This window comes from Mesorhizobium sp. M6A.T.Ce.TU.002.03.1.1, assembly GCF_003997275.1.
GTDB classification, from domain to species: domain Bacteria; phylum Pseudomonadota; class Alphaproteobacteria; order Rhizobiales; family Rhizobiaceae; genus Mesorhizobium; species Mesorhizobium mediterraneum.
Window position 1 is genome coordinate 17,021 of sequence record NZ_RZTI01000079.1, and the last position, 11,017, is coordinate 28,037.

Here is an 11,017-nt window from a genome sequence, read left to right on the forward strand (position 1 = left end):
CGGTAGCCGGAAGCATCGCGTGATTGCGAGAAAATGTTCTCGCATGGCCTCGCATTTTCTCGCACGTTCCGGCGCTGTTCCAGACGCTAAAGCGCTAACTTACTGATTTCTCGCACGAAACAATGGTGAGCGCGCAGGGATTCGAACCCTGGACCTACTGATTAAAAGTCAGTTGCTCTACCGGCTGAGCTACGCGCTCCCGCGGGCTCAGAATGCCGCCCTCGAAATTGCGCGGAACATAGGGAGAGTGCCTCGACCGGTCAACCGGAAAAAGAGGGCGCGCAAGTCGGGCTTTTCCACGCACTTGCAGCGCCTCGCACATCGCGTCAGCAAAGGGCGGAACGGCCTTTGACAGACAAGCCCAATACCGGCTTTTCGTCGAGGCCGAGCAGGAGAGAGAACGTTACAGATCAGCAGCTTGCTACTTTGACGGAACAATTGCGCAGCCTGCCCGTTTTTGTCGCTACAAGGGACGACGCTTTCAAGGAGAAGATCATGAACAGGATCATGTCGGGCCTGCTGGCGACCGCGTTGTCAGCGTCATTCGCTGTAGCGGAGATCGTGCCCGTCAACGCCCAGCCAACCTACGTGCCGCTTGGTCAGAACGTTTCGTCGGATGTCCAGACTGTCGACCACAGGCGGTGGAGGCGTAGTTTCAACCGCGATCGCGATTTTTCCCGCCGCGATTTTCGTCGTGGTTTCGCGCGTGACGACGGCAGGTATTGGCGCGGCCATCGCGGTTATCGCTATTATCGTCGCGGCTATCGCCGTCACGGCGACTTCTGGTTCCCGTTGGCTGCCTTTGCGACCGGCGCGCTGATCACCGGTGCGATCGTCAACCAGAACCGCCGCGTCTATCGAGGCGATTCGCACGTGGAGTGGTGCTACAGCCGCTACAGATCTTACCGGGCATATGACAACACGTACCAGCCTTACTATGGCCCGCGCCGGCAGTGCATCTCGCCCTATTGATAAAGCTCGGGCGGAGCTGAGTAAGAGTTATTGAAGAGCCTGCGCCGGCAACGGCGCGGGCTTCCGTGGTGACATCTTGCTCGAAGAACTTATTGCACGCTCAGCGTCCTGCGCACAGCATCGCGCCAGCCCGCCAGCTTGGCGGAACGGGCGGACGCATTCATCTCCGGCTTGAACCGCCGCTCGAGCGCCCAGCTCTTGGCGAAGTCTCTCGCCTTCGGCCAGACGCCCGCCTTAGAGCCGGCCAGCCATGCCGCGCCGAGCGCCGTCGTCTCCAGGATCGTCGGGCGGTCTACCGGCGCATCGAGGATGTCGGCAAGCCGCTGCATGGTCCAGTCCGAGGCCACCATGCCACCATCGACCCTGAGAACGGTCTTTACTGACGCGCCCTTCCAGTCCTTGCGCATCGCGTCGAGCAGGTCGCGGGTCTGGAAAGCCACAGATTCCAGTGCGGCGCGGGCAAATTCCGCCGGGCCCGAATTGCGGGTCAGCCCGAAGATGGCGCCGCGCGCTTCGGCATCCCAGTGCGGCGCGCCAAGCCCGACAAAAGCCGGCACCAGATAGACTTCCTGCGTCGGGTCGGCGCCCGCCGCCAGCATGCCGCTCTGCTCCGCCTTGCCGATCACCTTGATGCCGTCGCGCAGCCACTGCACGGCTGCACCGGCGATGAAGATCGACCCTTCCAGAGCATAAGTGGTCTTTCCGTTCAGCCTGTAGGCAATGGTCGTCAACAACCGGTTCTTCGAGCGCACCAGATCGCTTCCGGTGTTGAGCAGCGCGAAGCACCCCGTGCCATAGGTGGATTTCATCATGCCCGGCTCGAAACAGGCCTGGCCGATGGCCGCTGCGTGCTGATCGCCAGCCACGCCGAGGATTTTTATCTCTGCGCCGAACAGGCTTTCCTCTGTGATTCCATAGTCGTCAGCGCAATCCTTCACCTGCGGCAGCATTTTTGCCGGTATGCCGAGAATCGCCAGAAGCTCGTCGTCCCAGGTATTCTTTTCGATGTTGTAGACCAGCGTGCGCGAGGCATTGGTGGCGTCGGTGGCGTGAACCTTGCCGCCGGTCAGCCGCCAGATCAGAAAGCTGTCGATCGTGCCGGCCAGCAATTCGCCCTTCTCGGCACGTTTTCTGGCACCCTTCACCTTGTCCAGCATCCAGGCGATCTTGGTGCCGGAGAAGTAGGGATCGAGCAGCAAGCCGGTCTTTCTGGTGAACTTCTTCTCCAGCCCCTGCTTCTTCAATTTCTGGCACAGCGGCGCGGTGCGGCGATCCTGCCAGACAATCGCGTTGTGGATCGGCTTGCCGGTCGCCCTGTCCCAGATGACGACGGTCTCGCGCTGGTTGGTGATGCCGATCGCCGCGACATCCGACGCATGGCGGCCGGCGCTCTTCAGCGCAGCCTTCACCGTCGCCACGACGCTCGACCAGATCTCCTCGGGATCATGCTCGACCCAGCCGGAGGCCGGATAATGCTGGGTGAATTCCTTCTGCCCGCTGCCCACCATCTTCATCTCACGGTCGAACAGGATCGCCCGGCTCGATGTCGTTCCCTGGTCGATTGCAAGGATAAAGCTGTTCATTTCCATTCCCCTCGGCGCAAACAGGGGAGACGGCAAGATGCCGCCTCCCCCGATTGTCGCGATGCGGGCGCGAACGCCCGGATCGATGCTCAGTTGCTCCAGCTCTTGACCAGCTCGTCGTAGTTGATGGTCTGCGCCTTATCCTTCTCCGGCTCGATCTTCAGCTGCGGCGCGAGATTGCCCTTGGCGACGGCATCGGCGTTCCACTCTTCGAGGGTCTTTTCCTCGGCGAGTTTCGGTCCGATGTCGCCCTGCACGCCGGCGCGCTCAAGGCGCTCAAGCACCTTTTCCTGCTCGGCGCAGAGCGAGTCCATCGCCTCCTGCGGGGTTTTGGCACCCGACGAAGCATCGCCGATCGCCTGCCACCAGAGCTGTGCCAGCTTCGGATAGTCAGGAACGTTCGTACCCGTCGGCGACCACTGGACGCGGGCCGGCGAGCGGTAGAACTCGATCAGGCCGCCGAGCTTCGGGGCGCGGTCCGTGAAGCTCTTGTGCTGGATCGTGCTCTCGCGGATCAGCGTCAGGCCAACGTGGCTTTTCTTCACGTCGACTGTCTTCGAGGTGACGAACTGCGCGTAGAGCCAGGCTGCCTTGGCGCGATCGTCAGGCGTCGACTTGAGAAGCGTCCAGGAACCCACGTCCTGGTAGCCGAGCTTCATGCCGTCCTTCCAGTAGACGCCGTGCGGCGACGGAGCGAAGCGCCATTTCGGCGTACCGTCCTCGTTCACGACGGGAAGGCCGTCCTTCACCATGTCGGCGGTGAACGCCGTGTACATGAACATCTGCTGGGCAATTTCGCCCTGCGCCGGTACCGGTCCGGATTCCGAGAAGGTCATGCCCTGGGCCGCGGCCGGAGCGTAGGCCTTCATCCAGTCGAGATATTTCTGGATGGCGTAGACCGACGCCGGACCGTTGGTGTCGCCGCCCCGAGCCACGCAGGAGCCGACAGGCCGCGACTTCTCGTCGACCTTGATGCCCCATTCGTCGACCGGAAGACCGTTCGGCAGTCCCTTGTCGCCATTGCCGGCCATCGAAAGCCAGGCATCGGTGAAGCGCCAGCCGAGCGAAGGGTCCTTCTTGCCGTAGTCCATGTGGCCGTAGACCTTCTTGCCGTCGATCTCGCGGCCGGTGAAGAATTCGGCGATATCCTCATAGGCTGACCAGTTGACCGGCACGCCGAGGTCGTAGCCGTACTTCGCTTTGAAGTCCGCCTTGTTCTTCTCGTCGTTGAACCAGTCGTAGCGGAACCAGTAGAGGTTCGCGAACTGCTGGTCGGGCAGCTGATAAAGATCGCCGTCCGGAGCCGTCGTGAACTTGGTGCCGATGAAGTCTGCGAGGTCGAGGTTCGGGTTGGTGACGTCCTTGCCCTCGTTCGCCATCCAGTCGGTCAGGCTGCGCGCCTGCTGGTAGCGCCAATGGGTGCCGATCAGGTCGGAGTCGTTGACATAGGCGTCGTAGACGTTTTCGCCCGACTGCATCTGCGTTTGCAGCTTCTCGACGACATCGCCTTCGCCGATCAGATCATGGGTGATCTTGATGCCCGTAATGTCGGCGAACGCCTTGGCCAGCGTCTTCGATTCATACTCGTGCGTCGTGATGGTTTCCGAGACGACCTTGATGTCCATGCCCGCAAAGGGTTTTGCAGCATCGATGAACCATTGCATCTCGGCTTCCTGGGCAGCGCGATCGAGCGTCGACATGTCCTTGATCTCGGCGTCGAGAAACGCCTTGGCTTCGTCCATCCCGGCATAGGCATTGCCTGCCCCGAGCAATAGGACAAGCGCTGTCGTTGATGTCAAAAATTGCCGTCTCATGTGTTTCCTCCACTGTTTCAGTTTCAAGTGCGATCGGAGCAGCCGCCGGCACGCGGCCGCTCCAACAGTTTCCCCCTCTATACGTAGCGGAACACGCCAATGGCGTAGACCACGGAGAGAGCGAGAGCCCACCACAGGTTGGGTCCGACAAGACCCAGCCAAGCGAGATGGATAAAGGCGCTGCCAAGCAGCGATAGGAAGAGACGGTCGCCGCGCGTCGTCTCGAACCGCAGCACGCCAACCCGCGGATTGCCGCCCGGCGAGGCGTATTCCCAGATCGCCATGCCGCAGAGCAGCACCAGGATCGTGATGAAAAAGATCGCCGTCGGTAGCGTCCATGCCATCCAGGTAAGGTTCATGGTCATACCCTCCCCAAGGCAAAGCCTTTGGCGATGGTGTTGCGTATGAACTCTTGCGTTCGTTTCATCACACCCTCCCCAGGGCAAAGCCTTTGGCGATGTAGTTGCGGACGAACCAGATCACGAGCGCGCCTGGAAGGATGGTGAGCACGCCGGCGGCGGCCAGAACGCCCCAGTCGAGGCCCGAGGCCGAGACCGTGCGCGTCATGATCGCGGCGATCGGCTTGGCGGCGGTCGTGGTCAACGTTCGTGCGATCAGCAGCTCGACCCACGAGAACATGAAGCAGAAGAAGCAGGCCACGCCTACACCGCTCGCGATCAGCGGCATGAATATCCTGAGGAAGAAACGCGGGAAGGAATAGCCGTCAATATAGGCGGTCTCGTCGATTTCCTTCGGCACGCCCGACATGAAGCCTTCGAGAATCCAGACCGCCAGCGGGACGTTGAATAGGCAGTGCGCCAGCGCCACCGCGATATGCGTGTCGATCAGGCCAAATGCCGAATAAAGCTGGAAGAACGGCAGCGCGAACACCGCCGGTGGCGCCATGCGGTTGGTCAGGAGCCAGAAAAACAGGTGCTTGTCGCCAAGGAAGCGGTAGCGCGAGAAGGCATAGGCTGCCGGAAGCGCCACGGCGACGGAAATCACCGTGTTCATAACCACATAGATGATCGAGTTGATGTAACCCTTGTACCAGGACGGGTCGGTAAAGATCACCATGTAATTGGCGATCGTCGGGTTCCTCGGCCACAGCGAGAAGGCGCCGAGTATCTCCTGGTTGGTCTTGAAGCTCATATTGACCAGCCAGTAGATCGGCAGCATCAGGAAGATGATGTAGATGGTCGGCACCAGCCACCAGAACCGCGACTCCTCGCCCCGTCGCCGCATCTTGCGGGCCAGCGTGGCGTTCGCTATCTGCGCTTCCGCGCTAGCGGGGGTTTGCCGCATCAGCGTTCGTCCGTCGGCCGTGCTTTCCTCGAGTCGCGCCATCTCACTGCTCCGCGTCGTAGGCTGTCATGACGGTGTAGAACACCCAGGACAGGAGCATGATGATCAAGAAATAGACGATCGACATGGCCGCTGCCTCACCGAGGTTGAACTCTCCGATGGCCAGCTTCACCAGATCGATCGACAGGAAAGTGGTGGTGTTGCCGGGCCCGCCGCCGGTGACGACGAACGGCTCGGTGTAGATCATGAAACTATCCATGAAGCGCAGCAGAACCGCGATCAGCAGCACGCGGTTCATCTTAGGCAGCTGGATATAGCGGAAGATCGCCCAGCGCGACGCACCGTCGATCTTCGCCGCCTGGTAATAGGCGTCGGGGATCGAGACCAATCCCGCGTAGCAGAGCAAGACCACGAGGCTCGTCCAGTGCCAGACGTCCATGACGATAACGGTGATCCAGGCGTCGAACGGGTCGTTGACATAGTTGTAGTTGAAGCCGAGCGCCCGCAGCGTATATCCGAGCAGGCCGATATCGACGCGGCCGAACACTTGCCAGATCGTGCCGACGACGTTCCAAGGAATGAGCAGCGGCAGCGCCATCAGCACCAGGCAGACCGGAACGCCCCAGCCCTTCTTCGGCATGTTGAGCGCAATGAAGATGCCGAGCGGAATCTCGATGATCAGGATGATGGCCGAGAAGGCCAGGTTGCGGGCCATCGCTTCCCAAAAACGGTCGGAATGCAGGATTTCCTCGAACCATTCCGAGCCCGCCCAGAAGAAGACGTTGTTGCCGAAAGTGTCCTGCACCGAATAATTCACGACCGTCATCAGCGGGATGATCGCCGAGAAAGCCACCAGCAAGAGCACCGGCAGCACCATGAACCAGGCCTTGTTGTTCCAGGTCCTTTCCATGCTCAGCCTCCCATCTCGACGCGCCAGGAATCGGCATAGATGTTGATGCCGGCCGGGTCGAAAGCGATCTTCGGATCGGCGGGAATGTCCTCATCCTCGCCGACGATCGCCGCGATGTCGCGGCCTTCGAAACTGGCGCGCACCACCTTGTGGCGGCCGATATCCTCGACCTTTCGGATTGAAACCGGCATGCCGGTAGCGCCAAGCCTGACATATTCGGGGCGGATACCAAGTTCGATCACGCCTGAGGTTCCAGCCTTGGGCGCGCCCGGCAATTCGATCGTCTGGCTGCCGAGCCGCGCGCTCCTGCCTTCGACCGCGACCGGCATGACGTTCATGCCCGGCGAGCCGATGAAATAGCCGACGAATGTATGCTTGGGGCGCTCGAACAATTCGGCCGGAGAGCCGATCTGCACGATCTCGCCCTCATACATGACGACGACGTTCTCGGCGAAGGTGAGCGCCTCGGTCTGGTCGTGCGTGACATACACCATGGTGAAACCAAAGCGCCTGTGCAGCTGCTTCAGCTGCGAGCGCAGCACCCACTTCATATGCGGGTCGATGACGGTCAGCGGCTCGTCGAACAGGATCGCGTTGACATCGGAACGCACCAGCCCGCGCCCGAGCGAGATCTTCTGTTTCTGGTCGGCAGTCAGCCCCCTCGCCTTTCTCCGGGCCATGTCGGCCAATCCCGTCATTTCCAGCGTCTCGCGCACCTTGCGATCGACGTCGGGTTCCGGAACGCCGCGGTTGCGCAGCGGGAAGGCCAGATTGTCGTAGACGGTCATGGTGTCGTAGATGACCGGGAACTGGAACACCTGCGCGATGTTGCGCTCCTGCGTCGACAGATTGGTCACATCCTTGCCGTCGAACAGAAGCTCGCCATGCGACGGGTACAACAGCCCGGAAATGATGTTGAGCAGCGTGGTCTTGCCGCAGCCCGACGGCCCCAGCAGCGCATAGGCGCCGCCATCCTCGAAAGCGTGATGCACCTCCTTCAGCGCATAGTCCTTGTCCGACTTCGGATGCGGCCCGTAGGCGTGGCGGATGTGGTTGCAGTCGATGCGCGCCATGTGCCCTCCTCCCTCAAGCCGCCAGCATCTGTGGCGGCGCGGCCGAGCGGCCGTTCGCGTCGAAAACCATGATGTGCCGCGGATCGATGAACACCTCGATGGTCTGGTCCGGCTCAAACACCAGGATGCCGTGCTCCAGCATCACCCAGCGGACATCGGCGAAGTCGAGATGCACAAAGCTCTCCGAACCGGTGATCTCGGTGACCGAGACCTTGGCTCTCACCGGAACCGCTGACGCGCTCGGCCGAGTAAGAGAGAGATGGTGGGGCTGGAAGCCGATCGTGTAACTCGTATCGGCAATACCGGCGAGCTCAGCCGGCACCGGGAGGTTCACCCCACCATCAAGAAGGAAGCTCGAGCCGCTCTTCTTCAGCACAATCGTGTTGAGCGGCGGATCCGCGAAAGTCTTGGCCGTGACGAGGTCGTTCGGCCTGCGAAAGACGTCGATCGTGGGGCCGAACTGAGTGATGCGGCCTTCGGAAAGCGTCGCCGTGTTGCCGCCGAGCAGCAAAGCTTCGTGCGGCTCCGTCGTGGCGTAGACGAAGATGGTGCCGCTCGCCGCGAAGATTTTCGGCAATTCCGCACGCAGCTCCTCGCGCAGCTTGTAATCGAGATTGGCGAGCGGCTCGTCGAGCAGCACGAGGCTGGCGTTCTTGACGATGGCGCGCGCCAGCGCGGTGCGCTGCTGCTGGCCGCCCGAGAGGCTGAGCGGCGTGCGGTCGAGAAAGGGCGTCAGCTTGAGCAGGGCTGCAGCATTGCGCACCTCCTTGTCGATCTTTGCCCGCTCGGTCCCGGCCACCCTCAGCGGCGAGGCGATGTTCTCGTAAACGGTCATCGCCGGATAGTTGATGAACTGCTGGTAGACCATGGCGACGTTGCGCTTCTGCACCGGGATACCGGTGACATCCTTGCCGTCGAACCAGACCGAACCGGATGTCGGAACATCAAGGCCGGCCATCAGCCGCATCAGGCTGGTCTTGCCGGAGAGCGTCGGTCCGAGAAGGACGTTGAGCGAGCCGTGCTGAAGCGTCAGGGACACGTCGCGTATATGCTCCGTCGCGCCGACCGTCTTCGTCACGTTTCTCAGTTCCAGCATGATGCCTCCTCCCAGGCTTTCTGCATCAGTCAGACCCCACTATTCGGCAGCCGCGACATGGCGCCGGCTTATCCCGCGCATGAATTCGTCGAGCGCTGCCGCCTGCTCGCGGCCCAGATGCAGGCCGCGCTTGGTCCTGCGCCACAATACATCTTCGGCCGTCATCGCCCATTCATTTTGAACGAGGTACCGCACCTCGGCCTCGTAGAGATCGGCGCCGAAGTTCCGGCCAAGGTCGGCATTCGATCTCGCGAGGCCCAGCAGCATCCTTGCGCGAGTCCCGTAAAGCCGGGTCAGGCGGCGCGCCAGGCGCGCGTCGAGGAACGGATAGGCCGTTTTCAGTTTCGCCACTTCGGCATCGAAGCCGCTCGCCGGGAAATCGCCGCCCGGAAGCGGCGCGTTTGCCGTCCACGGCTTGCCGCGCTTGCCGAGAAAACCCTCGATTTTCTCGAGCATCGATTCCGACAGTCGGCGATAAGTGGTGATCTTGCCGCCAAAAGTGTTGACGATCGGTGCCGTGCCCTCGCCGCCGTCGGCCTTCAGCACATAGTCGCGGGTCGCTTCCTGCGCCTTGGAGGCGCCGTCGTCATAAAGCGGGCGCACGGCGGAATAAGTCCAGACGATGTCCGAACGCTTGACCGGTTTCGCGAAATATTCGCTCGCCGCAGCACAGAGGTAATCGATCTCTGCGTCGCTGATCTTCACGTCATGCGGGTCGCCAGGATAGTCCTGGTCGGTGGTGCCGATCAGCGTGAACTCTTCCTCGTAGGGAATCGCGAAAATAATGCGGCCGTCCTTGTTCTGAAAGAAATAGGCGCGCGGATCGTCGAACTTCTTGCCGATGACGATATGACTGCCCTGTACCAGCCGGACATTGTGCACGTCGTTCAAGCCGACCGTGGCGGACAGCACATGGTCGACCCATGGGCCGGCGGCGTTGACTAAAAGCCGCGCCTTGACCTCCTCGGTGTCCCCGGTCTGCGCATTTTCCAGCCTGACCGTCCAAAGCGCGCCTTCACGGCGTGCGCCGACGACTTTCGTGCGGGTTCGGATCGTTGCGCCGCGGTCGGCGGCGTCGCGGGCGTTCAACGCCACCAGCCGCGCATCGTTGACCCAGCCGTCGGAATACTCGAAGGCCTTTCGAAACAACGGCTTCAGCGGCTTGCCGGCCGGGTCCCTTGCCATGTCCAGCGTCTTGGTCGCCGGCAGCAACTTGCGTCCGCCAATGTGGTCGTAAAGGAAAAGGCCGAGCCTGATCAGCCAGGCCGGGCGCAGACCCTTGGCATAGGGCAGCACGAAGCGCATCGGCCAGATGATGTGCGGCGCGTTCCTCCACAGAATCTCGCGCTCCATCAGCGCCTCGCGCACCAGGCGGAACTCGTAGAACTCGAGGTAGCGCAAGCCGCCATGGATCAGTTTGGTCGAGCCGGAGGAGGTTCCGCTGGCCAGATCGTTCATTTCGGCAAGGAAGACCGAAAAGCCGCGCCCAACCGCATCGCGGGCAATGCCGCAGCCGTTGATACCGCCACCGATGACGAAAATGTCATGGATCGGGGGTGCGTCCACAAAAGTCCTCCCGGATTTCGCATTGCAGCATTTTTAGGTTTTTACGAAACCGTGAAGGGATTATTTCGAAATGAGAACGAATGTCAAACGAAATATAAACGGCGACAATTGCCGCAACGGCACCCTTAGGAGAGCGACGTTTCGATCAGTTGAACCTCTGCCTCCTGGCAGATTTTGCGCACCGACGGGATGTCGCAGCGATCGGTGATGAAGGTGTTGACCTGCGACAGGTGGCCGATCCGGACCGGCGCCGTCCGCTCGAACTTGGTCTGGTCGGAGACGAGGATCACATGCCGGGCATTGGCGATGATCGCCTGCGCCACCTTCACTTCACGAAAATCGAAATCGAGCAGCGCACCGTCATGGTCGATCGCCGAGGCGCCGATCACCGCGTAGTCGACCTTGAACTGCCTGATGAAATCGACCGCCGCCTCGCCGACCACGCCGCCGTCGGAACCACGCACGACGCCGCCGGCGATCACCACCTCGATCGAAGGATATATACGCATCCTGTTGGCAACATTGATGTTATTGGTGATGACCATCAGGCCACTATGATCAAGAAGCGCCTTGCTGACCGACTCAGTCGTGGTGCCGATATTGATGAACAGCGAGGCATTATCCGGGATCAGCCTGGCCGCCGCGCGACCGATCGCCTCCTTCTCGTCGGCGGCGATCTTGCGCAGCGCCTCATCTTC

At 61.3% G+C, this 11,017-nt stretch carries 10 protein-coding genes and 1 tRNA gene; 1 reads left to right on the forward strand and 10 read right to left on the reverse strand.

Going from position 1 to position 11,017, the window contains the following annotated elements:
* Nucleotides 1–123: 123 nt before the first annotated feature.
* Nucleotides 124–199 (reverse strand) — tRNA-Lys (locus EOC93_RS21620).
* Nucleotides 200–495: 296 nt separating this feature from the next.
* On the opposite strand from EOC93_RS21620, the gene EOC93_RS21625 reads away from it, so the two are divergent.
* A complete protein-coding gene (locus EOC93_RS21625) occupies nucleotides 496–972 on the forward strand; it encodes a BA14K family protein (RefSeq protein WP_095485564.1) in 477 nt (158 codons plus the stop codon).
* 89 nt (nucleotides 973–1,061) lie between these two features.
* On the opposite strand, the gene glpK is transcribed toward EOC93_RS21625, so the two are convergent.
* From glpK to EOC93_RS21670, 9 genes are all read right to left on the reverse strand, one after another.
* Nucleotides 1,062–2,555 carry a glycerol kinase GlpK gene (glpK, locus tag EOC93_RS21630; protein WP_095485565.1) on the reverse strand — a complete coding sequence of 498 codons (1,494 nt, stop codon included), beginning with the start codon at nucleotides 2,553–2,555 and terminating at the stop codon, nucleotides 1,062–1,064.
* An 89-nt stretch (nucleotides 2,556–2,644) separates the two neighbouring features.
* Nucleotides 2,645–4,369, reverse strand: coding sequence for an ABC transporter substrate-binding protein (locus tag EOC93_RS21635; protein ID WP_095485283.1), 1,725 nt, complete (start codon nucleotides 4,367–4,369; stop codon nucleotides 2,645–2,647).
* Nucleotides 4,370–4,446: 77 nt separating this feature from the next.
* Nucleotides 4,447–4,728: a DUF2160 domain-containing protein gene (locus tag EOC93_RS21640; RefSeq protein WP_164547197.1), complete on the reverse strand. Its 282-nt coding sequence runs from the start codon at nucleotides 4,726–4,728 to the stop codon at nucleotides 4,447–4,449.
* A gap of 67 nt (nucleotides 4,729–4,795) precedes the next feature.
* Nucleotides 4,796–5,716, reverse strand: coding sequence for a carbohydrate ABC transporter permease (locus EOC93_RS21645; protein WP_185928244.1), 921 nt, complete (start codon nucleotides 5,714–5,716; stop codon nucleotides 4,796–4,798).
* A gap of 1 nt (nucleotide 5,717) precedes the next feature.
* A complete protein-coding gene (locus EOC93_RS21650) occupies nucleotides 5,718–6,584 on the reverse strand; it encodes a sugar ABC transporter permease (RefSeq protein WP_095485285.1) in 867 nt (288 codons plus the stop codon).
* Between the two features lie 2 nt (nucleotides 6,585–6,586).
* Nucleotides 6,587–7,657 (reverse strand): ABC transporter ATP-binding protein, encoded by a 1,071-nt coding sequence (locus tag EOC93_RS21655; protein ID WP_127205646.1) that lies wholly within the window; start codon nucleotides 7,655–7,657, stop codon nucleotides 6,587–6,589.
* A gap of 13 nt (nucleotides 7,658–7,670) precedes the next feature.
* Nucleotides 7,671–8,753, reverse strand: coding sequence for an ABC transporter ATP-binding protein (locus EOC93_RS21660; RefSeq protein WP_127205647.1), 1,083 nt, complete (start codon nucleotides 8,751–8,753; stop codon nucleotides 7,671–7,673).
* 39 nt (nucleotides 8,754–8,792) lie between these two features.
* Nucleotides 8,793–10,319, reverse strand: coding sequence for a glycerol-3-phosphate dehydrogenase (gene glpD, locus EOC93_RS21665; protein ID WP_127205648.1), 1,527 nt, complete (start codon nucleotides 10,317–10,319; stop codon nucleotides 8,793–8,795).
* 125 nt (nucleotides 10,320–10,444) lie between these two features.
* The coding region (locus tag EOC93_RS21670; RefSeq protein ID WP_127205649.1) for a DeoR/GlpR family DNA-binding transcription regulator at nucleotides 10,445–11,017 on the reverse strand (573 nt) is incomplete at its 5' end.

Excerpts from the sequence above, each read along its gene's own strand:
- EOC93_RS21625 (WP_095485564.1), top strand. The coding sequence starts at position 496 with ATGAACAGGATCATGTCGGGCCTGCTGGCGACCGCGTTGTCAGCGTCA.
- glpK (WP_095485565.1), bottom strand. The coding sequence starts at position 2,555 with ATGAACAGCTTTATCCTTGCAATCGACCAGGGAACGACATCGAGCCGG.
- EOC93_RS21635 (WP_095485283.1), bottom strand. The coding sequence starts at position 4,369 with ATGAGACGGCAATTTTTGACATCAACGACAGCGCTTGTCCTATTGCTC.
- EOC93_RS21640 (WP_164547197.1), bottom strand. The coding sequence starts at position 4,728 with ATGAACCTTACCTGGATGGCATGGACGCTACCGACGGCGATCTTTTTC.
- EOC93_RS21645 (WP_185928244.1), bottom strand. The coding sequence starts at position 5,716 with ATGGCGCGACTCGAGGAAAGCACGGCCGACGGACGAACGCTGATGCGG.
- EOC93_RS21650 (WP_095485285.1), bottom strand. The coding sequence starts at position 6,584 with ATGGAAAGGACCTGGAACAACAAGGCCTGGTTCATGGTGCTGCCGGTG.
- EOC93_RS21655 (WP_127205646.1), bottom strand. The coding sequence starts at position 7,657 with ATGGCGCGCATCGACTGCAACCACATCCGCCACGCCTACGGGCCGCAT.
- EOC93_RS21660 (WP_127205647.1), bottom strand. The coding sequence starts at position 8,753 with ATGCTGGAACTGAGAAACGTGACGAAGACGGTCGGCGCGACGGAGCAT.